A 21,361-nucleotide genomic window follows, 5' to 3' on the forward strand; every position below is an offset into this window, starting at 1 on the left:
ACCAACGCCGTTCGGTTAGGGCGGTAGCTGGTTCGTCAAGCAAGGAAACGATCCGATCAGGGGTGCTCGCGACTGGGGGCCAGGAGACTGTGGATGCTACCCTGCGTCTCGCATTTACATCACCGGCGGCCACCACCGGACGGCCGAGATTGCGAGAAGGGTGAGGGCGGGAGACATGTCACCGGATACCTTGATCGAGTTCGTTATTTCGCCGCCGTGATGACGTCCTACAAATTTCTGATCAGTGGTGAGCAGCGGTTCTTCGCCGTAGTTATAGCTGGTGAGACCGCTGCCCCCACTCGATTGTGGGTATGCGTGGCGCCGGATGGCTTAGCCTCTGGAGGTGGTTGGGTCGGCTGCTGGAGTAGTGGCGTCGAGGAAGTGGTAACGGCGTCCGCTCTCCGGCGTCTACTCGACGAGCTCAAGGCGGAAGTGGCGCGTGTGGGACGGGTGAGGCTGTTTGGCCCGTACCTGGACGACCATCTTTTCTTTGACGGATGGGATGCTTGGGGGAGCGGAATCCCAGCACCGATAGCCAACCATGCTGCTGTAGATGTGCTGGCGGGCGCGGAAAGTTGCCGGTCGAGCGATGATCTGGTGAGTAAAATGCTCGGCCCGGAGCGGCGACCTGCCGATTCTGACTTGTAGTTGGTTAGATTTGCGTGAGCTGGGCGGTGTCTCGCTGAGACGCCGCCCAGCCTCTGTGTGACCTCAGGCCGGCGACCACGCTCTGTCAATGCGACTGCTGGCTTGCGCAGGTGTACGAGATGCGGTCGGTCGATTCGTGGGGAGTGTCCGTGAGCAGCTCCGCGACGTCGTTCGACCTCGCGTCACCGGTCGGCCCCTGGGTGGTGGTCGCGCGGGCTGGCGACCTCGTGCCCCACGAGAAAGTGGCGGCGCTTGCACCCGGCGGAGTCGTCCGGCGGCTGGACTCTCGGAGGATGGTCGATGCCGCTGGCCTCTTCGCTGAGTTTGCGGAGAAGCTGGAGTTCCCCTCGTACTTCGGCACAACTGGTATGCGCTCGTGGATTGTCTCGATGACCTCCACGGCAGCTGGCACGGTAAGCGCGCGGTGGTCATTGTTGTGGAGGAGGCTGACGTACTTGTGGGAAAGGATTTCTTTCCGCTGTTCATCTCCCTGCTCTGCGAGGCTGCCGAACGAGCCAACCTTTCTCTCGATGCGGATGGCCTGCCCCGGAGCCGCCCACCGTTCCCTCTCCACTTCGTGTTCTTTCTGGCGCGTTGTGAGGTTCGAGAGGTAGCCAGGGAACTGAGTTCGCGAGACGACATGTTGGTTCGCGAAGCTGACGGCCGTCTTCTGGTGTGGTCCCAACCCGAGTGATCAAGGCGGCATAGCTCCGCCCATACGAGCAAGGCACTGGACGGTTGACGGGAGGTGGCGCGTCCGGCTCGCCGGACGCGCCACCGGTAGGGTCTGCTCATGGCAGACCTGCTCACCGCGGACGCGGTGCGAGAAGAGCTGGGCCGGTTGCCCGACTGGTCGGGTGACCCGACCGGCATCGGTCGTACGGCCCAGCTCGGCAGTTTCCCGGCCGCTATCGCTGTGGTGGACCGGGTGGCGGTGGTGGCCGAGGAGTTCGACCACCATCCCGACATCGACATCCGATGGCGGACCCTGACCTTCCGCTGCGTCACGCACTCGGCCGGTGGGGTCACCCACCGGGACTTCGAGCTGGCCCGGCGCATTGACGACATCGTCCGGAGTGCGGCATGAGATTCGAGATCAGCAAGGTCCTGGACGCCATCGAGGGACGGGTCTGCACCGACCCGTCGCTGGCCCGAGCGGTGCTCGACCTGGCCGAGGTGATCCGCTACCAGGACATCGACGGCGGCCGGCCGGCCAGCCTGTTGCGCCTCGGCATGGTCATCGACGCCCTGTCCCGCGAGCTGGAAGAGGACAGCGTCCAGGTCTACGCGGTGGTGCACCGGGCGCTGCTCTCCGACGCCGACCTCACCTCCAACGAGCGGATGGTGGTCCGCCGCTGGGCCGACGACGGGCTTGTCGAGGTGCTCGACAACCCGGGCGACCGGATGTTGGAGGTCGCCGACCTGCTCGGGTTGCCGGTGCTCAGCCGGGTCCGCTTCGACGGGCTGCGCGGGCGGTTCCCGTGGCTGGTCGAGCAGCCCGGTCGGGTGGTGGCCCCGGTGCCGGGCGCTGGTGGGCCGGCGTTCATCGCGCACGTCGGCGGCGGCCACGCGCCGGTCGCCGGCAAGCGTTCGCCGACCGGCGCGAAGCTGTTGGCCCGCCAGTGGCGGTGCCCGGAGTCAGGCTGCGCGCTGTTCGGCGGTGGCGGCGGTGGCGGCGCGTTCGCCGATCTGGCCGGGGGTGCCGACCGCAGCCCCGCCGCGCAGCCGCCGCCCGCGCTGCGCAACGGCGTGCCGACCTGCCCCCGACACGGGGCGCGCCTCGGTGACGGCGGCCCGCGTCCGCGTAGCGAGGTGCTCGCGGTGCGCGTCGGTGGCCTGGTCCGGCGGCGGTTCGTGCTGACCGAGGAGCAGCCGATCGTGGCCGGTCGGGCTCCCGAACAGGACGGCGGGATCATGCTCGGGCAGTGGCTCAACGACGAGGCCCGGCGGTGGATCAGCCGTGGTCACGTTCAGTTCGAGCTGCGGGTCGGTGAGGTGATCGTAACCGACATCAGCACCAACGGGTCCGGCATCCGTCCGGCCGGTTCGATGACCGAGTCGGACCGCATTCCGCTGGCCCCGCAGCAGTCCCGGGTGCTCGGCGAGAACGACATGATCGAGCTGTACCCAGGGGTCCAGATCGGCCGGGCGGAGGAACTGCCCACCGGCGCCCCGTTCACCCCCACCTCGGTGATGGCCGAGGCCCCGACGATGGCGATGCGCCTACCCCGCCCCTGACGCGCCCGCTGCGCACCGCCGCGGGCGCTGCGCACCGCCGCGGGCGCGGGCGCGGCGCGGGCGCGGCAAGATCCGCACAAGAACAGGGAAAGTGCTGCCTCAGATGGTGTCGAGGCAGCACTTTCCCTGTCGTTGCGCAGATCTTGGCCGGTGCGGTCGGTCAGGCGGTGAGCACCTCTGCCAGCGCGGCCACCGCCAGGTCGATCTCCTCCTCGGTGATCACCAGCGGCGGGGCGAGCCGGATCGTGGAGCCGTGGGTGTCCTTGGCGAGGATGCCGCGCTCCATCAGGCGCTCGCACGCCTCGCGACCGCTCATCAGCGCCGGGTCGATGTCCACGCCGGCCCACAGGCCACGGACGCGCACCTCGACCAGACCCTTGCCGACCAGCCCTTCCAGGCCGGCCCGCAACCGCTCGCCCAGTTCCGCGGAGCGGCGCTGGAACTCGCCGGTCGCCAGCAGCCGCACCACCTCGACGGCCACCGCGCAGGCGAGCGGGTTGCCGCCGAAGGTCGAGCCGTGCTGGCCGGGCTTGAGCACGCCGAGCACGTCGGCGTTCGCGGCCACCGCGGAGACCGGCACGATGCCGCCGCCGAGGGCCTTGCCGAGCAGGTACATGTCCGGCACGACGCCCTCGTGGTCACAGGCGAACGTCTTGCCGGTACGCCCCAGACCCGACTGGATCTCGTCGGCGATGAAGAGCACGTCGCGCTCGGTGCAGACCTGTCGTACCCCCGGCAGGTAGCCCTCCGGCGGCACCACCACGCCCTGCTCGCCCTGGATCGGCTCCAACAGCACGGCCACGGTGTTCTCGTCGATCGCGGCGGTCAGCGCGTCCAGGTCGCCGTACGGCACGATCGTGAAGCCCGGGGTGTACGGCCCGAAGTCGGCGCGGGCGTCCTCGTCGGTGGAGAAGCTCACGATGGTGGTGGTACGGCCGTGGAAGTTGCCGTCGGCGACCACGATGGTGGCCTGACCGGCGGGCACGCCCTTGACCTGGTAGCCCCACTTGCGGGCCACCTTGATGCCGGTCTCGACGGCCTCGGCGCCGGTGTTCATCGGCAGCACCAGGTCCTTGCCGCACAGCTCGGCCAGCTCCCGGCAGAAGTCGGCGAACTGGTCGTGGATGAACGCGCGGCTGGTCAGCGTGAGCCGGTCCAGTTGCGCGTGCGCGGCGGCGATCAGCTGCGGGTGCCGGTGGCCGAAGTTCAGCGCGGAGTAGCCGGCCAGGCAGTCCAGGTAGCGCTTACCGTCCACGTCGGTGAGCCAGGCGCCCTCGGCGGACGAGATCACCACCGGCAGCGGGTGGTAGTTGTGCGCCGTCCAGCGCTCGGCGTCCCGGACCGCTCCCGGCGTACGCAGCATGTCATCGATCACTTGCTTGCCTTTCCCTGACGGAGTCGCAGCGTGCAGCACTTCGGTCCGCCGCCGGCCTTACGGAGTTCGGACAGGTCGACACCGATGGTCTCGTAGCCCCGGTCACGCAGCTTGGCGGCCAGGTCGGTGGCCTGGGCCGGCAGCACCACGTGCCGGCCGTCGCTCACCGCGTTGAGGCCCAGCACCTCGGCGTCGGCCATGGTGGCGTGCACGGCGTCGGGGAAGAGCCGGCGCAGCACGGCCTGGCTGCCGGGGGAGAACGCCTCCGGCAGGTACGCCACGGTCTGCTCGTCGAGCACTGTCAGCGCGGTGTCCAGGTGGTAGAAGCGCGGGTCGACGAGCTGCATGGTGATCACCGGGTAGCCGAAGACCTCCTGCAACTGGGCGTGCGACGCGTGCGCCGTGCGGAAGCCGGTGCCGGCCAGCAGGTGGTCACCCGCCAGCAGGACGTCGCCCTCACCCTCGTTGACGTGCTTCGGGTCGTACATCTCGAAGCCGGCGTCCTCGAACCAGGCCCGGTAGGCGGGTGCCTCGTCGGCGCGCTGCGGGTCGCGGAACTGCACGGCCATCGCCTTGCCGTCGATCACCGTGCCGCCGTTGGCGGCGAAGACCATGTCGGGCAGGCCGGGCACCGGAGTGATCTCCTCGACGGTGTGTCCCAGGTCGCGGTACGTCTGTCGCAGCTGCTCCCACTGCCGGATGGCCAGCGCGGGATCGACCGGCGCCGTCGGGTCCATCCAGGGGTTGATCGCGTAGTCGACGGCGAAGTACGTCGGCCGGCACATCAAGAGGCGCTGGCTGGTGGCGTCCATCGTCATTGTCCTGCTCCCAGGGGTCGGGCGCGCCCGGCCACCGTGGCCCACGGGCTGGCGCCGTTGCTCAACGTTATGCGGCGGCAGTGGCAGGATCCACCGCTGAGAGTTGCGCAGACCGAAGATTCATTGCGTCTAGGCGGCAGTAGGGAGTGATTCGTTGCGTGCATGCGGTCGCCCTCGGCGAACGAGCCGTGACTGGGGTTCACCGGCCGTGGTCGGGGTGGACGGCCGTGGTCGGGGTGGACGGCCGTGGTCGGGGTGGACGGCCGTGGTCGGGGTGCGCGGCCGTGGTCGGGGTGGACGGCCGTGGTCGGGGTGCGGGACCTCGTGATCGACTCGGGTTTCCGGGAAAGTGCGGTATCGAAGCGACCGGGACACCCCGACTTCGCCGAAGTCGAGTCGATCACGTCCATAGAACGCCGAAGTCGAGTCGATCACGTCCATAGAACGCCGAAGTCGAGTCGATCACGCCCGGAGAACGCCGAAGTCGAGTCGATCACGCCCGGAGAACACTGAAGCCGGGTCGATCACGCCCAGGAAACACTTCAGGGGCGGCGAACCGCCGCCCCTGAAAGGGTGTCTGCCCGGCCGGTGAACCACCGGGTCGTTCGGGCTGCCGGCGAACCGCCGGCGTGTGCCGGTGCATCACCGGCGAGCGGAACAGTGCCCGCTAGAAACGATCGACAAACTGTGAGTCAAGCCACTCGCGGAAGCGCTGCACCCAGTCGCCGTCGGTGGTCGGCCAGTCGAACTGGCCGGTCATCGCGAGCACCCCGATCACCACCGCGGCCAGTCCGATGAGGACGCCGAACAGCGCGTCGGTAGTGCCGGCGACGTGCCGACGGCGGGTGGCCATCAGGCCGAACACCGCGAGCACCGCGCCGAACGCGCCGAGCCCGATGCCGTACCCGGCAAGGGTCCCGGTCAGCACGAACAGCGCACCGGCGACGGAGACGATCAGGCCGAGGGTGGCCAGCAGGCTGGCCCGCGGCTTCGGGCCACGCGTCACCGGCGCCTCGGGCGCGGTCGGGCTGGCGGTCGGGTCGGCCGGGCGGTCGGTGGTGACCCGGTCCGTGGTGTCGGTTCGCCGGGTCGTGCTGTCGAGGTCCGCGTCCCGCTCGGCGGTGCGCGCCGTGGTCGGCGCGACGGTGGGCCGGGATTCGGTCTCCACCGTGTGGGCGGTGCCGGTGCGCGGCTCGGGCGTGACCGGGCGGGCCGCGCCGTTCAGGGGTTCGGGCGCGACGGGGCGGGCCGCGCCGTTCACGGGTTCAGGCGTGACCGGGCGGGCGGTGCCCCGCGGCTCGGTCTCCGCCGGTCGCGCGGTGGCGGCTCGGGCCACCGCCGCCCGCTCGTTGGCCCGCCGCTCGGCCTCGCTGGTCTGGCCACCGGTCGCGCCGGCGCTGCGGTACGTCGTCTGGTCGGCGTCCCGGTCGGTGACCACCGGGCGACCGGCGCTGTCGTCGGACCGACCGGTCTCGGTGACTCGGGTGTCGCGGCCGTCCACGCGGCCGTCGAGGTTCTCGTCCCGCGTCGGTGCCGGCTCGGACCGGCGGGACAGCGAAGGAATCCTGACCACTACACACCTCCTGATACATGCGTGGTGGCCGTCGGAAGAGGGTGGCACCCACGCGGTACAGCCCCTGAAGTACCCCGCTGCACGTTTCCTGACACCAATTCCGGGTACGCGCCGAAATCGGCCTTGATCGACTCGGTTTCTTGGAAGTCGGGGTGTCCCGCCTACGTAGACACCCCGGTTTCCTTGAACGCGAGTCGATCAGCGGCGGACCGGGTCGACTTGCCCGGCGTGGCCGCGCTGACCGACGCCGACCTGTCCGGTGTGGGCGACTTGCCGGGTGCGGGTGCGCTGCGGGGGGCCCGGGTGCGGGGTGCGGGCGTGAGCGCCGGCGCGGCGCGCAGCACCCGCAGCCCGGCCTGTTGCACGAACACCTCGCGCTTGTCGACGGCCAGGCCCTTGTCGTTCAGGACGTAGCCGGTCAGCCATACCCATCCCTGGTACGTCGGGCGCGGGTCGACACTCACCAGGCGGAGGCGCAGCTCCCGGTCGTCGGCGAACTGCACCGAGCACGCCGCGCCGATCAGCAGCAGGTCGCCGGGCTTCAGCTCGGTCATGTGGGCCAGTGCCCACGGCTGATCGGGAGGCGGTGACGGGCCCGGCAGGGCAGGTCGTCGCCGCACCGGCACACCGTGCGCCAGCGCGCCCAGCTCCACACCGGCCGGTGTCGACGGGCGAGGGTCAGCGCGGTGACCAAGAGGTATTCGTTGTACGACACGCGCATGCTGGCGTTCCTTCCGAGGAAAAGCGCGAGCCGTGCTGCGGGCGCGCTATTGCCGGCGCCATTTCCGACGTCACATTCGGGCTCCCCTGACACGTGACAGCGTGTTCCATGCTGGCCACCTTGTGCAATCTCCCGACCCGCCCTAATCTCAGCCCGGAATGACGCACGAGGAATGCAATGGAAATGCGCGCGTGGTGAAACATTCCGTGTTGCACGAGGAGAGCGGTGATGTTGCATGACGGATGAAACAAGCGGGTCCACAGTGCCCCGACGGCAGCTCGGGAGGCTGCTCACGCAGCTCCGTGAGGAAGCCTCGGTGACGCTGGACGCCGCAGCGGAGGCACTGGACTGCTCGCGGCAGAAGGTGTGGCGCATCGAGAAAGGGCTGGTTCCGGTGCGGGTGGTGGACGCCCGCGCGATGTGTGCCCTCTACCGTGTGCCGGCCGCGATGGGGGAGATTGTCGCCGGCCTCGCGAAGGAGACCCGCGCCAAAGGTTGGTGGCACTCGTACGGCGATGTGGTGCCGTCGTGGTTCTCGCTCTACGTCGGCCTGGAATCGTCCGCGTCCGGCCTGCGTCAATACGACGCGGAGCTGATTCCCGGCCTTCTGCAAACCCGCGAGTACGCCGCCGAACTGTTCCGCCGGAAGAATCCGACGATGACCGCCGACGAGCGGGAGAAGTTGGTGGAGGTGCGGTTGCAGCGGCAGGGCATCCTCGTCCGCCGGCTGCCCACCGCGCCCACCCTGCGGGTCGTCCTGAGCGAGGCCGTGCTGCGGCGCACCATCCCCGACCGTCGGGCGATGACCCAGCAGTTGCGACACCTGCTGGACGTGGCCGCGCTGCCGACGGTGAGTCTGCGGGTGCTGCCGCTGGCCGCCGGCCCGCCGCTGGCCAGCGAGACCGGCACCTTCGTCCTGCTGGATTTCCCGCAGGCGTTCGGCCGGGCGTCGACCGAGCCGACCACCGTCTACCTGGAGAACATCACCGGCGCGCTGTACCTGGACAAGCCGACCGAGGTCGCCGCCTTCGAACATGTCTGGTCGGACCTGGAGACGCTCGCGTCAGGTGAGGCAGAATCAGAGAAAATGATCACTTCGATCATCGAGGAGCATCATGACTGACCTTGCCGGTGCCACCTGGCGCAAGAGCACCCGCAGCGGCGGGAGTGGCGGCAACTGCGTCGAGGTGGCCGACAACCTGCCCGGCGTCGTGGGCGTACGGGACAGCAAGGACCCGACCGGGGCCGCGCTGGTCTTCGCCACCGCCACCTGGGCCGCGTTCGTCGACGGCGTGAAGGAGCAGCGCCAGCGCTGACCGCGTCGCCCTCTGCCCCTCGGGGTGGCTGGCTATCCTTGGTACCCGTGCCAGAGGGACACACGATCCACCGCCTTGCGGCCCGGCACGCCGAGCTGTTCGCCGGGGACAAGCTGCACGCCGCCAGCCCACAGGGCCGCTTCGCCGAGGGTGCGGCCCGGCTCTCCGGGACCGTTCTGGAGGGCACCGAGGCGTACGGCAAGCACCTGCTGCACCACTACGCCGGCGAGCTGACGCTGCACGTACACCTCGGGTTGTACGGCAAGTTCAGCGACGGGCCGGGAGAGCCGCCCGAGCCGGTCGGTCAGGTGCGGCTGCGGCTGGCCAGCGACCGGCATTGGCTGGACCTGCGCGGGCCCACCGCCTGCGACCTGCTCACCCCACCCGAGGTGGCCGCCCTGCGGGACCGCCTCGGGCCGGACCCGCTGCGCGGCGACGCCGACCCCGAGCGGGCGTACACCCGGATCTCCCGCAGCCCGACGCCGCTGGCCGCCCTGCTGTTGGACCAGTCGGTGGTGGCCGGCACCGGGCTCATCTTCGTGACCGAGGCGCTGTTCCGGGCCGGGCTGCCACCGAGGATGCCCGGCCGAGCGCTGAGCCGCGCCGACTGGGACGCGCTCTGGGCGGACCTGGTCGGGCTGATGCGGCTCGCGGTTGCGCACGGCCGGATCGACACCGTGCGCGACGTGCACCTGCCGGAGGCGATGGGTCGGCCGGCGCGCGTGGATCGGCACGGCGGCGAGGTGTACGTCTACCGCCGCCCCGGCGCGCCCTGCCACGTCTGCGGCACCGAGGTCAGCCGCGGCGAACTGGCCGGCCGCAACCTCTACTGGTGTCGTACCTGCCAGCCGGGCTGATCCTGCGCGCGTGATCGACGCCAGGTCGGCGATAGGGCGGTGTCGTCGACGCAGGATGACACCACCTCACCGATATGGCGTCGATCATGGTCAGCTCCGCCACCCGTCGAGCAGCCAGCGGACCACCTCGATCTGGTGCGGGAAGACGCTGTCGTCGGTGAGGCTCCAGGCCAGCGTGTGCCCGATGGTCCAGCCCCGGACCCGCTCCCGGTCCAGGTTCAGCTCGGCGGTCAGCTGGTCCAACCGGCGCCGGACGGCCCCCGGTGAGTGGCCGAGTTCCGGACCACGCACCAGCGGTACTACCGAAAACTCGCGCTCGCCGGTCAGCGGCTTCGGGTCGATCACCAGCCAGGGTTCGCGGTCGGCGGCGAGGACGTTGCCGGCGTGCAGGTCCTGGTTGACCAGCACCTGCTCGCCCTGGCTCGACACCAGGTCGGTGAGCAGGGCGAGGGCGGCGTCCAACAGCCGTCGCTCGTACGGGCGGCCGTGCGCCGCCCACCTGCGGGGCATCCGGTCGATCCAGCCGGCGGCCTCCTCGGCGAGCGGGGTGAACGGCCCGCCGGCCGGTCGCCAGAGCCGGGGCAGCAGCCCGGTCATCGCGTCCAGTGCCCGGTCGCCCGGCAGTTCGTACAACGGAGTGCCGGGTCGGCAGCGCTCCACCAGCAGGGCGCGTCGCTCCGGGTCGTGGGCGAGCAGACGGATCGCCCCGTCACCGTCCCAGTGGGTCAGCGCGTCGGCCTCGTGGCGGCTGTCCTCGTCGGGGTACTGGAGCTTGAGCACGGCCGCCGTGCCGTCGGGCAGATCGGCGGGGAGCGCCAGTGAGGCGTACGCCTGCCGGAACGGTGGGCCGAGGCGCAGCGACCACTGCTCGGCGCACTCCGCCAGCCACGTCGGGAGGGTGGCCAGCCAACTCCGGCCGGTCGCCGTTCCGCGTACCCAGTCGAGTCCTTCGGGCAGCATCATGCCGCCATCCTGCCTGGCGGTCGGATCTTGAACATGCCCCCGGACATGAAGGATCCTGTGCTGATGCGATCAGCGCCGTTCCTGCTGGACCGACTGGCGCAAGCCGGGATGCGCGATGTCGTCACGGTCGAGCCCGCCACGGGTGGGCTCGCGGCGCTCGCGGGCATAGCTACCCGCCGAGAGGCGCCGTCGGTGTTCGTGAAGGCCTTCGCCGAAGCTCCGGACGACGACGTGTTCGTGGCGGAGGTCGAAGGGCTGGCCGCGCTGCGTGAGCTGGGCGGCGTGGTGACACCCGAGGTGATCCTGGTCGACCGGGAGCTGCTCGTGTTGTCCGTGCTGCGACCGAGACCGCGCAGCGAGGCCTTCTGGGAGCGGTTCGCGCACATGCTCGCTCGTCTGCACCTGAGCACGACGCATCCGCGCTTCGGTTGGCACCGGGACAACTGGCTGGGTCGCCGCCGACAGACCAACGGGTGGCACGACGACGGCTTCACGTTCTTCGCCCAGCACCGGCTGCTCCGGTGGCTCGGGGAGCCCCGGGTCGAGGCGGCGCTCGACCGGAGCGATCGGGCGGCGCTGGAGCGGCTCTGCGACCGGCTGCCCGACCTGCTGCCGGACCGGCCGGCCTGCCTCACGCACGGTGACCTGTGGGCGCAGAACGTTCTCGCCACCGCGGACGGGCAGCCCGCGTTGATCGACCCTGCGGTGTCCTACCTGTGGGCCGAGGTGGACCTCGCCCACGTGTGGTCGACAGCGCCCCCGCCCGAGGCGCAACGGTTCTTCGCGGTCTACGCGGAGCTGACCTCCCTCGACGGCGACTGGCAGGCCCGGATGCCGATCGTCCAACTGCGACAACACCTCGCTGTGCTGGCCCAGTTCGACGACGACTGGGGTGCGGCCGACCAGATCCGTGCCACGCTCGCCCCGTTCCGGACGCGATCCTGACCGGAGGCCAGGCGGTCGGGATGGTTCGCCGTCCCGCCGTCGAGGACGCCAGGAACCCGCCCGGCACGGACACCGCCATCAGGCGCGGCGCGAACACGGCTGGCCGGCGCGGCGCGAACCTGGCTGGCCGGCGCGGCACGGGCACGGCTGCCCAGCCCGGCGCGGACACGGCTGCCCGGCCCGGTGTGACGCAAGCGGAATTGACAGTTGACCTGCCGCCGGAGCAGGGTTGCAGAGTGACAACGATGTCAACGGACAGAGAGGGAGGAATCCTCCTTCCGCCTGCGCAACCGGCACGGCCAGCTGGTTCGTGGTGTCCTGTTGACGGTTTTCCGGCGCGGACCCGGTCCGCCCGCCGATCCTGGCCGTATGTCCCTTCCCTACCCGACGGTGACCAGCTGAGATGACCGACCTGCCCCGCCCCGACGCCGCCCCGACCCCCGCTCCCGCCGGGTCACCCGAACTGCCCGACCTGGACGAGTTCCTCGCCGACCAGACCCGCACACTGCTCGACACCGCCGGCCGGTCGGTCCGGCCCGAGGGCGGCTTCTGGTGGCTCACCGACGACCGCACCCCGGACCGGGGCGAACCCGTGTTCACCTGGATCACCTGCCGGATGACCCACGTGGCCGCCCTCGCCCACCGCGCCGGCGACCCGGACGCCGCCGCCCTCGTCGACCACGGGGTCGCCGCGCTCAGCACACTGCTGCGCGACGACCGGTACGGCGGCTGGTTCAGCGCTGTCGACCAGCAGGGCGCACCCGTCGACGACCGGAAGGCCGGCTACGACCACGCGTTCGTGCTGCTCGCCGCGTCCAGCGCCGCGCGTGCCGGCCGGCCGGGCGCGGACCAGTTGCTCGCCGACGCGTTGGCAGTGGTGCGGGACCGGTTCTGGGACGACGAGGTCGGCGCGGTCCGCGAGTCGTGGAACCGGGACTGGACGGTCACCGAGGACTACCGGGGCGCCAACAGCAGCATGCACATGGTCGAGGCGTTCCTCGCGGCCACCGCCGCGACCGGCGACGCGAGCTGGGCCGACCGGGCCCTGCGGATCGCCACCCACCTGGTGCACGGCGAGGCCGCACGGCACGACTGGCGGCTCCCCGAGCACTTCACCGCCGACTGGACGCCGCTGCCCGACTACAACTCCGACCAGCCCGCCGACCCGTTCCGCCCGTACGGCTCCACCATCGGCCACTGGCTCGAATGGGCCCGTCTGCTGCTGGAGCTGGAGGCTGTGCTCCCGCAGCCACCACGCTGGCTGCTCAGCGACGCCCGCGCCCTGTTCGCCGCGTCCGTACGGCGCGGATGGGCGGTCGACGGGGCCGACGGCTTCGTCTACACGATCGACTGGGACGACCGGCCGGTGGTCCGCTCCCGGATGCACTGGGTGCTCGCCGAGGCGGTCGGTGCGGCCATCACCCTGCACCGGCGCACCGGCGACGAGGTCTACGCCGACTGGTACCGGGTCTTCTGGGCGTATGCCCGTCGCAACCTCATCGACGGCACCGGGTGGCGGCACGAGCTGGACGCGCAGAACCTGCCCTCCGACACGGTATGGCACGGCCGACCGGACGTCTACCACGCGTACCAGGCGGTGCTGCTGTCCCGTTCTGCGGAAGGGCTCGGCGGCGCCGGCCCGCTCGCACCGGGGGAGGTGACCGCGTGATCGTGGTCGCGGGCGAGGCGTTGATCGACCTGGTGGTCACTCCCGACGGTGAACGGGCCGTGCCGGGTGGCTCCCCGGCGAACGTGGCGGTCACCCTGGCCCGGCTCGACCAGCCGGTACGTCTGCTGGCCCGGCTCGGCACCGACGACTACGGCCGGCAGGTCGCCGAGCACCTGAGGACCAACCAGGTGGACCTGGAGTGGGCGGTCCGCGCCGAGGAACCCACCTCGGTGGCGGTGGCCACGGTGAACGCCACCGGGCAGGCCAGCTACGAGTTCCGGCTGACCGGCGCGGCGGACTGGCAGTGGACGCCGCAGGAGCTGCCCGAGCTGGCCGGGTCGTCGGCTGTCGCGTTCCACACCGGGTCGCTCGCGCTCGCGCTGGCCCCCGGCGCGCAGGTGTTGGAGGACCTGCTCGCCCGCGAACGCCGCCGGGACGGGCTCACCCTCTCGATCGACCTCAACCTGCGGCCGAGCATCGTCACCGACCGGGAGGCGGAGCAGGCCCGGGTACGCCGACAGGTGCCCCTCGCGCACCTGGTCAAGGCGAGCGACGAGGACCTGGCCTGGCTGTATCCGGACCGGTCGGTGGCCGACGTGATGGCCGAGTGGCGTGAGGTCGGGGTGTCCTGCGCGGTGGTGACCCGGGGTGGTGAGGGTGCCTGGCTGCTGGCCCCGGACGGCACCCTGCACGAGGCGGCGGCGGTACGCACCACGGTTGTCGACACCGTCGGTGCCGGCGACTCGTTCACCGGTGGCCTGCTCGCCGCGCTGGCCGACCTCGACGCGCTCGGGGACCGACCGGCCGACCGCCTCGCCGCGGTGACCGAGCAGCAGTGGGACGCGGTGCTCCGGCAGGCCGCCACGGTGGCCGCGCTGACCTGTGGTCGCCGAGGTGCCGACCCGCCCCACCGCAACGAGCTCAACGCCCTCCTGACCCCGCAGGCCTGACGAACCCGGTCGACCTGACGAACCCGGTCGACCTGACGAACCCCGTCGACCTGACGAACCCGGTCGATCATGGAGTTGTGGTGCCCCACATATGCCGCGGATCACCGTCAAACGGCCACCACAACTCCATGATCGACCGAAGAGAGGGGCGGGGACGCGGGGTTGGGGAGCGCGGGAGGGCGGGGTTGGTCAGGCCAGGCCTCGGGGGCGCAGGTGGGTGGGGAGGACTGTGGTGGCGGGCGGTGAATCGTCGCCGGCTATCCGGCTGAACAGCCGCTCGGTGGCGACCCGGGCCAGCTCCCGGGTGTCGTACGCGACGACGGTCAGCGGCCGGGGCATCAGGTGGGCCAGCTCGAAGTCGTCGAAGCCGACCAGCGCCGCGTCACTGCCCCGCCGGTGCAACTCCTGAAGCGCACCGACGGTCAGCCGGTTGTTGGCGCAGAAGAACGCGGTGGGCGGATCCGCCAGGTCGAGCAGTTCACCGACCGCCCGCCCGGCCTCCTCCGGCGCGATCAGCCTCTCGCGGACCAGCGACTCGTCCGCCTCGACCCCGGCGGCGTCCAACGCCGCCCGCGCCCCGGTCAACCGCTCGCGCATCGTGGGCACGCTCGGCGCACCCAGCAGGAGGCCCACCCGGCGGTGCCCCTCGTCGAGCAGCGCGCCCACCCCGGCGTGGCTGCCGCCCCGGTTGTCCAGCAGCACCGCGTCGGCCTGTAGGCCCTGCGGCGGCCGGTCCAGGAACACCACGGGCATCCCCAGTTCGACCTCGCGGCGCAGGAACGAATGGTCCAGGCCCGCCGGCACCACCAGGAGCCCGTCCACCCGGCGCTGGGTGAAGTCCTGGAGAAGGGCGCGTTCCCGCTCCGGGTCCTCCTCGGACGAGGCGGTGATCAGCATGGTGCCGTGGGCGGCGGCGATCTCGGCGGCGACGCTGGCGATCGTCGCGTAGAACGGGTTGGCGATCTCCTCGATGAGCAACCCGACGGTGGCGTTGAGCTGCCGGGAGCGCAGGTTGCGCGCGATGTCGTTGCGCCGGAAGCCCAGCTCGGCGATGGCGGCCAGCACCCGGCTGACCAGTTCCTGCCCCACCGGCTCGTCGTTGACCACACGGGAGACCGTCTTCAGGCTGACGTCGGCACGTCGTGCCACGTCGACCATCGTCGGGCGTCGGCGCGCCGACGCTCGGGTCGGGGTCTGGGTCACGGGATGGTCCTCCACGGCGAACGCGGGTCAGCGGTCGAGCGCGGAGAGCGCATCGACCGCTTTTCGGGCGGCGATGAGCACCGGATCCCACACCGGCGCGTACGGCGGAGCGTAGCCCAGGTCCAGTGCCGTCATATCGTCCACCGTCATGCCGTTCCACAGTGCCACGGCAAGAGCGTCGATCCGTTTCGCCGCCTCCGACCAGCCGACGATCTGCGCGCCGAGCAGCCGACCGTTGGGACGCTCGGCGATCAGCTTCACCGTCATGGGGCGGGCACCCGGGTAGTAGCCGGCCCGGTTGGTCGACTCGGCGATCACCGAGACGAAGTCGAACCCGGCCGCCTCGGCCTCGCCCTCGCGCAGGCCCGTCCGGCCGACCTCCAGGTCACAGACCTTGGTCACCGCCGTGCCGATCACGCCGGCGAACGTGGCGTACCCGCCGCCGATGTTGATCCCGGCCACCCGGCCCTGCTTGTTGGCGTGCGTGCCCAGCGGCACGTGCACGGGCATCCCGCTGACCCGGTGCAGCGTCTCCACGCAGTCGCCGGCCGCCCAGATGCCGGGCATCCCCGGCACCCGCATCCGGCGGTCCACCCGGACCCCACCGGTCGTGCCGATCGGCAGCCCGGCAGCCGCGGCGAGCGCGGAGTTGGGGCGTACACCCAGGCCCAGGACCACGACGTCGGTCGGCATCGGCCCCTCGGCCGTGACCACCGCGGACACCCGGCCGTCCCGCTCCTCCAGGCCGGTCACCGGCAGGCCGGCGCGGATCGTGATGCCCAGGCCGCGCATGGCCTCGGCCACCAGCTCGCCCATGTCGGGATCCACCGTCGACATGGGCTGCGTGCCCGCCTCGACCAGGGTCACCGAGAGGCCGCGCTGGATCAGGGCCTCGGCGATCTCGACGCCGATGTAGCCGCCACCGACCACCACGGCCCGGCGCGGTCGCGGCTCGGCGTCCAGCCACTCGCGCAGCGCGGCCCCGTCGTCCAGGGTCTGCATGCCGAACACGCCACCCGCGTCGGTGGCCGCCCAACCTGGCTTCACCGGCACCGCGCCGGTGGCGTACATCAGCTCGTCGAAGCGCTCGCGGACCTCGCCGCCGCCGTCCAGGTCCCGGGCCACCACCTCCCGGCGCTCCAGGTCGATGGTCGTGACCTCGTGCCGCATCCGCACGTCCATCGCGTACTCGGTGCGGAACGTCTCCGGATCCCGGGCGATCAGCGCCTCCGGGCCGGACACCAGGCCGCTGATCCAGTACGGGATGCCGCACGCCGAGTAGGACGTGAAATGGCCGCGTTCGAAGACCGTGATCTCCAGGTCGTCACGACCACGGCGGCGACGGGCCTGGGACGCCGCCGACATGCCGGCGGCGTCCCCGCCGATGACGATCAACCGTTGCGCCACGGGATCATCCTGTCACGAGGTGTTCAGCCGCGGGTCTGCCGCGCGACGTCCTGCACCACGTCGGTGAGTCGGCCGGTGCGCGCGTACACCGCGCGTTGCCGCGCCGCCCCGCTGCCGTGCCGGCGCAACCCGCCCAGCAGGTGGGTCACCTCGTCCCAGTCGCCGTGCTGTTCCAGCGCCGGCCGCAGCCGCTCCACGAACCGGTCCAACAGCTCCCAGGTGGAGCTCAGCTCACCGGTGGTGACGTCGACGGCCTCGCCCTCCAGGCCGTCGTGGGCGGCCCGCCAGTGCGCCCCGACCAGCAGATGATGGTCGGTCCGCAGCGCCGGTCGGCCGGCCTCGACGTCCGACATCGCGGTGGACACCAGGGCCCGGACCAGCGCGGCGACCAGCACCGCGTCGTCCACCGACGGGCAGACGTCACCGATGCGCAGCTCCACCGTCGGGTACTTCGCCGACAGGCGGGCGTACCAGTAGAGCATCCCCTCGTCGAGCATCACCCCGCTGGCGATCAACTGACGGATCAGCCGCTGGTAGTGCTCGTGCGACTCCAGGAACGGCGTCGGGGCCACCGACGGCCAGCGCTCCCACTCCACCGACCGCCAACTGGCGTAGCCGGTGTCCGCGCCACGGGCGAACGGCGAGTTGGTGGTCATCGCGTGCAGCAGCGGCAGCCACGGCCGGACGTGGTTGAGCACCTGCACGCCGGTCTCCGGGTCGGGCACACCGACGTGTACGTGCATGCCGTTGTTGCCCGGCCCGGGAACGAGCAGTTGGAACCGCTCGATCATCCGGTCGAACCGGGGCTTGTCCACCACCGGCGGCACCGGGCCGTCCACCGGGCCGGTGCCGATGGCGAGCAGGCGTACGCCGGCCCGCTCGGCGGCGTCGGCGAGCGCCCGACGCAGGACGCCGAGGGAGTGCCGGATCGACGAGAGTTCCAGACCGGGTGGGCTGCCGATCTCGATCTGGCTGGTCTGGAACTCCCGCTCGACCTGCCCGCGCAACTCCGCCGGCACCTGCTCCATGACCAGGTCGACGGCCGGGACCGCAGCCCCGGTGTGCGGGTCGACGAGCAGGAACTCCTCCTCGACGCCCACGGTGAGCAATCCGGTCGCCGCAGCCGTTCCGCTGGGCGCCTCCGCCACCTGGCCGGTCATCGACACCACCGTCCGTTCCTACCGTTCGCGGTCCGTCCGCGTCGGTCCGTCGTTTGGTTACCCAACGTGGCGACGCCGGGAAACGTGGTGGCGGTACCTCTTACCCGCGTGCCGGCGATCCGGCCGGACGACGTGACACGGCGTCCTATGCTGAGCCCGTGCCGGTGCCGCTGGGATTCCTCGGGTTCGCGTGGGCGTACGCGTTCGCCCAGCTCACCCTTCTCGCGGACCGGCCGGTCGACCTGCTCGCGGGCGCCGCGCTGACCGCGTTGGTGCTGCTCGCCGTGATGCTGGCGGCACGGGTACGCGACCGCTCGGGCGCACCTGGCGTCGGACCTCGTTGGGCCGGCCTGCGGGCCCGTTCCCGTGGTCGTCGGATGCCCCGGCAGATCGACCCGGACGCCGCCGGTCGACCCCGTCCCCGCGCTCCCGGGCACCCCTCGGCCGCGTAGCGCAACGCCGCCGCGCGGCCGATCCCGCCGTCACCGGTCCCCCTGCTGAGCGGACGCCGCCGGAGGGGAGGACCTCACCGGAATCGGACCGAGGGGTTTCCCATGCTTGCCTTCGCACCACTGCACGACGCTGTCGGCGCTGCTGGCACCGCACTGTCCTGGCTCACCGATCTGCTCGAACCGCTGGCCGGCGGCATGGCGACCGCCGCCGCCATCGTGCTCTTCACCATCGCCATCCGCCTGCTGATCTCGCCCCTCACCGTGGTGCAGGTCCGCGGGGAGCGACGCCGCGCGGCCCTCGCACCGCAGGTGCGTGAGCTCCAGCAGCGGTACGCCGACGACCCGGCCACGCTTCAGCGCGAGGTGTTCGCGTTGTATCGGGAGGCGGGGGCGAACCCGATCGCCGGCTGCCTGCCGTTGCTGCTCCAGGCGCCGTTCCTGCTGGTCCTGTACCGGCTGTTCACCACCAGCGAGGGTGGCACCGGGCTGCTGGAGGAGCGCCTTGCGGGGGTGCCCCTGGGTCACCATCTCACCGACGGGCTGACCGGGGCGGCGGGTCCGCTCTTCGCCGTGTTGCTGGCGGTGTTGTTGGCGGTGGCCTGGTGGTCGTCGCGGCGGGCCCGTCGGGCGTCGGCGGCGGTCGGCACGGTGGCCGGTACGCCCACCGAGGGACCGGGGGCGGCCGTGCTCGGTCGGCTGCTGCCCCTGCTGCCGTTCACGACTGTGCTGGTGGCGCTGGTGCTGCCGCTCGCCGCGGTGATCTACCTGGTGACCACGAGTGTGTGGTCGGCGGCCGAGCAGGCGGTGCTCCGTCGGCCGCAGGCGGTGCCGGCGAACGCCGAGTAGATCGGTGCCCTCCGCGTCGACAGCTGGACAGAAACAATTAACTGTCTTAATAATAAGCGGAACGTCGACGTCCATGGATGCCCGAGCCGGGCGCGGAGGGCCGCATGAAACGCTCCAGATCACTTGTCCTGTCCCTGGTCACCGCGCTCGCCGCCACGCTCGGCGCGGCCTGGGTGGCGCTGCCCGCGTACGCCGCCGGGCCCACCGCCAGCTTCGTCAAGACCGCCGACTGGGGCTCCGGTTGGGAGGGGAAGTACACCATCACCAACGGTGGCACCTCGACCATCAACGGCTGGAGCCTCGCCTTCGACCTGCCGTCGGGCACCACCCTCGGCAGCTACTGGGACGCGCTGCTCACCTCCGCCGGCCAGCGGCACACCTTCACCAACCGGTCCTGGAACGGCGCCATCGCCCCGGGCGCCTCGGTCTCCTTCGGCTTCCTGGCCAGCGGCTCCGGCTCGCCCAGCGGCTGCCAGCTCAACGGCGCGTCGTGCGGCGGCGGCACCCCGCCCACCACGCCGCCGCCCACGACACCGCCGCCGACGACCCCACCGCCGACCACGCCGCCGCCGACGGACCCGCCCACCGGTGACCTGCCCAGGCACCTGCTCACCGGTTACTGGCACAACTTCGACAACCCGGCCGTCGAGCTACGGCTGCGCGACGTCCCCACCGAGTACGACCTGGTGGCCGTCGCCTTCGCCGAGGCCACCTCGACACCCGGCGCGCTCACCTTCGGCATCGACCCCGGGCTCGCCGCGTCGCTCGGCGGTTACACCGACGCGGACTTCACCAACGACGTACGCACCCTGCACAGCCGGGGCAAGAAGGTGATCCTCTCGGTCGGCGGCGAGACCGGCCGGGTCACCGTCAACGACGCCGCGTCGGCCACCGTGTTCGCCGACACGGCCGCCGCGCTGATCGCCCGCTACGGATTCGACGGCATCGACATCGACCTGGAGAACGGCCTCAACCCGACCTACATGGCGCAGGCGCTCCGCGCGCTGCGGGCCAAGATCGGGTCGAGCCTGATCATCGCGATGGCGCCGCAGACGATCGACATGCAGAACCCGGCCGGCGGCTACTTCAAGCTGGCGCTCGACATCAAGGACATCCTCACCGTCGTCAACACCCAGTTCTACAACTCCGGTGCGATGCTCGGCTGCGACCAGAACGCCGCGTACGGCCAGGGCACCGTGAACTTCATCGTCGCGCTGGCCTGCATCCAACTGGAAGCCGGGCTCCGCCCCGACCAGGTCGGCCTCGGTCTGCCCGCCGGACCGGGGGCGGCCGGCGGTGGCATCGTCGCGCCCAGCGTGGTCAACGCCGCACTGGACTGCCTGGCCCGGGGCACCAACTGCGGCAGCTTCCGCCCGCCGCGCACCTACCCCGGCATCCGCGGCGCGATGACCTGGTCGGTGAACTGGGACGTCAGCAACGGCAACACCTTCGCCCGCACGGTGGCCCCGCACCTGGACACCCTGCCCTGACGGTCCTGGCCGGCGTCCGTGCAGGGTGCCGGCGGTAACCGATAGCGCGGATCAGCGACCGGCGGTCACCGACCGCCGGTCGTCGCGCTCCCGGCGTCGCCGGACCTTGCGGACCACCCAGACGGCCACCATCACCACGAAGACCGCGACGATCGCGTAGTTGAACCAGTCGCTGTAGCGCTCGACGTCCTGCCACCGGCTACCCAGCGCGTAACCGGCCCCCACGACGAGGCCGTTCCACACCCCACTGCCGATCGTGGTGAACAGGATGAACTCGCCCAGCGGCATCCGGTTCGCGCCGGCCGGCACGGAGACCAGACTGCGGACCACCGGCACCACCCGGCCGATCAGCACGGCCCACCGGCCGTGCCGCTCGAACCAGCGGTCGGCCCTCTCCAGGTCGTCGCTGTCCACCAGCGGAATGCGGTCCAGCCAGCGCTTGAGTCGCTCCTCGCCGAGCGCCGCGCCGAGCCAGTAGAGCACCAGCGCCCCGACGAGCGAACCGACAGTCGCGGCCACCACCACGACCACCAGGTTGAACTGGCCCTCGTGAGCCAGGAAACCGGCCATCGCCAACACGATCTCGCTGGGGATGGGCGGGACGATGCTCTCCAACGCCACCAGCAGCGCCACGCCGACCGGGCCCATCGCCTCGATCACGGTGGCCACCCACCCGGTCAGCCCGGTGAACTCGGACGGGTCGCCGCTCTGGGCGTACGCCATGGTCGTC

The 21,361-nt window shown here is 71.3% G+C and carries 22 protein-coding genes; 11 read left to right on the top strand and 11 right to left on the bottom strand.

The window, feature by feature from the left end; genetic code table 11:
* Positions 1-733: 733 nt before the first annotated feature.
* Entirely contained in the window at positions 734-1,222 is a 489-nt protein-coding gene (locus GA0070612_RS31395) for a hypothetical protein (RefSeq protein ID WP_157742456.1), read from the bottom strand.
* Positions 1,223-1,441: 219 nt separating this feature from the next.
* Between GA0070612_RS31395 and GA0070612_RS11070 the strand changes: the two genes are divergently transcribed.
* Together GA0070612_RS11070 and GA0070612_RS11075 are read left to right on the top strand one after the other, a co-directional pair.
* Positions 1,442-1,735 carry a 4a-hydroxytetrahydrobiopterin dehydratase gene (locus GA0070612_RS11070; RefSeq protein WP_088987832.1) on the top strand — a complete coding sequence of 98 codons (294 nt, stop codon included), beginning with the start codon at positions 1,442-1,444 and terminating at the stop codon, positions 1,733-1,735.
* A complete protein-coding gene (locus GA0070612_RS11075) occupies positions 1,732-2,886 on the top strand; it encodes an FHA domain-containing protein (RefSeq protein ID WP_088987833.1) in 1,155 nt (384 codons plus the stop codon). The genes GA0070612_RS11070 and GA0070612_RS11075 overlap by 4 nt, the downstream gene beginning before the upstream one ends.
* A 160-nt stretch (positions 2,887-3,046) precedes the next feature.
* Here GA0070612_RS11075 and rocD read toward each other — a convergent pair whose 3' ends face one another.
* The 5 genes from rocD to GA0070612_RS31815 all read right to left on the bottom strand — a co-directional run bounded on the left by rocD (position 3,047) and on the right by GA0070612_RS31815 (position 7,373).
* Complete coding sequence (gene rocD / locus GA0070612_RS11080; RefSeq protein WP_197699346.1) at positions 3,047-4,261, bottom strand: ornithine--oxo-acid transaminase; 1,215 nt, start codon at positions 4,259-4,261, stop codon at positions 3,047-3,049.
* Entirely contained in the window at positions 4,258-5,073 is an 816-nt protein-coding gene (ddaH, locus tag GA0070612_RS11085) for a dimethylargininase (protein WP_197699423.1), read from the bottom strand. Before ddaH ends, rocD begins: the two co-directional genes overlap by 4 nt.
* A gap of 673 nt (positions 5,074-5,746) precedes the next feature.
* On the bottom strand, positions 5,747-6,652 hold the full coding sequence (locus GA0070612_RS11090; RefSeq protein ID WP_231924531.1) for a thrombospondin: 906 nt from the start codon (positions 6,650-6,652) through the stop codon (positions 5,747-5,749).
* 161 nt (positions 6,653-6,813) lie between these two features.
* Positions 6,814-7,206, bottom strand: a complete 393-nt coding sequence (locus GA0070612_RS32085) for a hypothetical protein (RefSeq protein WP_197699347.1) — start codon at positions 7,204-7,206, stop codon at positions 6,814-6,816.
* Complete coding sequence (locus tag GA0070612_RS31815; protein WP_167393616.1) at positions 7,203-7,373, bottom strand: hypothetical protein; 171 nt, start codon at positions 7,371-7,373, stop codon at positions 7,203-7,205. Before GA0070612_RS31815 ends, GA0070612_RS32085 begins: the two co-directional genes overlap by 4 nt.
* Before the next feature lie 235 nt (positions 7,374-7,608).
* On the opposite strand from GA0070612_RS31815, the gene GA0070612_RS11100 reads away from it, so the two are divergent.
* The 3 genes from GA0070612_RS11100 to GA0070612_RS11110 are packed head-to-tail and all read left to right on the top strand — an operon-like array spanning position 7,609 to position 9,546.
* Positions 7,609-8,496: a helix-turn-helix domain-containing protein gene (locus tag GA0070612_RS11100; RefSeq protein WP_088987836.1), complete on the top strand. Its 888-nt coding sequence runs from the start codon at positions 7,609-7,611 to the stop codon at positions 8,494-8,496.
* Positions 8,489-8,689 (top strand): DUF397 domain-containing protein, encoded by a 201-nt coding sequence (locus GA0070612_RS11105; RefSeq protein ID WP_088987837.1) that lies wholly within the window; start codon positions 8,489-8,491, stop codon positions 8,687-8,689. Before GA0070612_RS11100 ends, GA0070612_RS11105 begins: the two co-directional genes overlap by 8 nt.
* 47 nt (positions 8,690-8,736) lie before the next feature.
* On the top strand, positions 8,737-9,546 hold the full coding sequence (locus GA0070612_RS11110; protein ID WP_088987838.1) for an Fpg/Nei family DNA glycosylase: 810 nt from the start codon (positions 8,737-8,739) through the stop codon (positions 9,544-9,546).
* 90 nt (positions 9,547-9,636) lie between these two features.
* Here the strand turns inward: GA0070612_RS11110 and GA0070612_RS11115 are convergent, their stop codons facing one another.
* The gene (locus tag GA0070612_RS11115) at positions 9,637-10,509 is read right to left on the bottom strand and encodes an aminoglycoside phosphotransferase family protein (protein WP_088987839.1); all 873 of its coding nucleotides are present in this window, start codon (positions 10,507-10,509) and stop codon (positions 9,637-9,639) included.
* Between the two features lie 63 nt (positions 10,510-10,572).
* Here GA0070612_RS11115 and GA0070612_RS11120 point away from each other — a divergent pair, with 63 nt between their 5' ends.
* From GA0070612_RS11120 to GA0070612_RS11130, 3 genes are all read left to right on the top strand, one after another.
* Positions 10,573-11,454 (top strand): fructosamine kinase family protein, encoded by an 882-nt coding sequence (locus tag GA0070612_RS11120; protein WP_088991405.1) that lies wholly within the window; start codon positions 10,573-10,575, stop codon positions 11,452-11,454.
* A 403-nt stretch (positions 11,455-11,857) separates the two neighbouring features.
* Positions 11,858-13,123, top strand: coding sequence for an AGE family epimerase/isomerase (locus GA0070612_RS11125; RefSeq protein WP_088987840.1), 1,266 nt, complete (start codon positions 11,858-11,860; stop codon positions 13,121-13,123).
* Positions 13,120-14,073 (top strand): carbohydrate kinase family protein, encoded by a 954-nt coding sequence (locus GA0070612_RS11130; protein WP_088987841.1) that lies wholly within the window; start codon positions 13,120-13,122, stop codon positions 14,071-14,073. The genes GA0070612_RS11125 and GA0070612_RS11130 overlap by 4 nt, the downstream gene beginning before the upstream one ends.
* 189 nt (positions 14,074-14,262) lie before the next feature.
* On the opposite strand, the gene GA0070612_RS11135 is transcribed toward GA0070612_RS11130, so the two are convergent.
* The 3 genes from GA0070612_RS11135 to GA0070612_RS11145 form a co-directional block, all read right to left on the bottom strand.
* Positions 14,263-15,231 carry a LacI family DNA-binding transcriptional regulator gene (locus GA0070612_RS11135; RefSeq protein ID WP_088991406.1) on the bottom strand — a complete coding sequence of 323 codons (969 nt, stop codon included), beginning with the start codon at positions 15,229-15,231 and terminating at the stop codon, positions 14,263-14,265.
* Positions 15,232-15,303: 72 nt separating this feature from the next.
* Positions 15,304-16,683 (bottom strand): FAD-dependent oxidoreductase, encoded by a 1,380-nt coding sequence (locus GA0070612_RS11140; protein WP_088987842.1) that lies wholly within the window; start codon positions 16,681-16,683, stop codon positions 15,304-15,306.
* A 23-nt stretch (positions 16,684-16,706) separates the two neighbouring features.
* Positions 16,707-17,843, bottom strand: a complete 1,137-nt coding sequence (locus tag GA0070612_RS11145) for a carboxylate-amine ligase (protein ID WP_197699348.1) — start codon at positions 17,841-17,843, stop codon at positions 16,707-16,709.
* A gap of 158 nt (positions 17,844-18,001) precedes the next feature.
* Between GA0070612_RS11145 and GA0070612_RS11150 the strand changes: the two genes are divergently transcribed.
* From GA0070612_RS11150 to GA0070612_RS11160, 3 genes are all read left to right on the top strand, one after another.
* On the top strand, positions 18,002-18,295 hold the full coding sequence (locus GA0070612_RS11150) for a DUF6412 domain-containing protein (protein ID WP_231924532.1): 294 nt from the start codon (positions 18,002-18,004) through the stop codon (positions 18,293-18,295).
* Positions 18,296-18,397: 102 nt separating this feature from the next.
* Positions 18,398-19,141: a YidC/Oxa1 family membrane protein insertase gene (locus GA0070612_RS11155; protein ID WP_088987844.1), complete on the top strand. Its 744-nt coding sequence runs from the start codon at positions 18,398-18,400 to the stop codon at positions 19,139-19,141.
* Positions 19,142-19,245: 104 nt separating this feature from the next.
* Complete coding sequence (locus GA0070612_RS11160; RefSeq protein ID WP_088987845.1) at positions 19,246-20,631, top strand: chitinase; 1,386 nt, start codon at positions 19,246-19,248, stop codon at positions 20,629-20,631.
* 51 nt (positions 20,632-20,682) lie between these two features.
* Here GA0070612_RS11160 and GA0070612_RS11165 read toward each other — a convergent pair whose 3' ends face one another.
* Positions 20,683-21,354, bottom strand: coding sequence for a DedA family protein (locus GA0070612_RS11165; protein WP_088987846.1), 672 nt, complete (start codon positions 21,352-21,354; stop codon positions 20,683-20,685).
* Positions 21,355-21,361: the final 7 nt, after the last annotated feature.

Source organism: Micromonospora chokoriensis (genome assembly GCF_900091505.1).
In the GTDB taxonomy this organism is placed as follows: domain Bacteria; phylum Actinomycetota; class Actinomycetes; order Mycobacteriales; family Micromonosporaceae; genus Micromonospora; species Micromonospora chokoriensis.

Excerpts from the sequence above, each read along its gene's own strand:
- GA0070612_RS11100 (WP_088987836.1), top strand. The coding sequence starts at position 7,609 with ATGACGGATGAAACAAGCGGGTCCACAGTGCCCCGACGGCAGCTCGGG.
- GA0070612_RS11120 (WP_088991405.1), top strand. The coding sequence starts at position 10,573 with ATGCGATCAGCGCCGTTCCTGCTGGACCGACTGGCGCAAGCCGGGATG.
- GA0070612_RS11075 (WP_088987833.1), top strand. The coding sequence starts at position 1,732 with ATGAGATTCGAGATCAGCAAGGTCCTGGACGCCATCGAGGGACGGGTC.
- GA0070612_RS11125 (WP_088987840.1), top strand. The coding sequence starts at position 11,858 with ATGACCGACCTGCCCCGCCCCGACGCCGCCCCGACCCCCGCTCCCGCC.
- GA0070612_RS11155 (WP_088987844.1), top strand. The coding sequence starts at position 18,398 with ATGCTTGCCTTCGCACCACTGCACGACGCTGTCGGCGCTGCTGGCACC.
- GA0070612_RS11160 (WP_088987845.1), top strand. The coding sequence starts at position 19,246 with ATGAAACGCTCCAGATCACTTGTCCTGTCCCTGGTCACCGCGCTCGCC.
- ddaH (WP_197699423.1), bottom strand. The coding sequence starts at position 5,073 with ATGGACGCCACCAGCCAGCGCCTCTTGATGTGCCGGCCGACGTACTTC.
- GA0070612_RS11070 (WP_088987832.1), top strand. The coding sequence starts at position 1,442 with ATGGCAGACCTGCTCACCGCGGACGCGGTGCGAGAAGAGCTGGGCCGG.
- GA0070612_RS11145 (WP_197699348.1), bottom strand. The coding sequence starts at position 17,843 with ATGACCGGCCAGGTGGCGGAGGCGCCCAGCGGAACGGCTGCGGCGACC.
- GA0070612_RS32085 (WP_197699347.1), bottom strand. The coding sequence starts at position 7,206 with ATGACCGAGCTGAAGCCCGGCGACCTGCTGCTGATCGGCGCGGCGTGC.
- GA0070612_RS11135 (WP_088991406.1), bottom strand. The coding sequence starts at position 15,231 with ATGGTCGACGTGGCACGACGTGCCGACGTCAGCCTGAAGACGGTCTCC.
- GA0070612_RS11105 (WP_088987837.1), top strand. The coding sequence starts at position 8,489 with ATGACTGACCTTGCCGGTGCCACCTGGCGCAAGAGCACCCGCAGCGGC.
- GA0070612_RS31815 (WP_167393616.1), bottom strand. The coding sequence starts at position 7,373 with ATGCGCGTGTCGTACAACGAATACCTCTTGGTCACCGCGCTGACCCTC.
- GA0070612_RS11165 (WP_088987846.1), bottom strand. The coding sequence starts at position 21,354 with ATGGCGTACGCCCAGAGCGGCGACCCGTCCGAGTTCACCGGGCTGACC.
- GA0070612_RS11115 (WP_088987839.1), bottom strand. The coding sequence starts at position 10,509 with ATGATGCTGCCCGAAGGACTCGACTGGGTACGCGGAACGGCGACCGGC.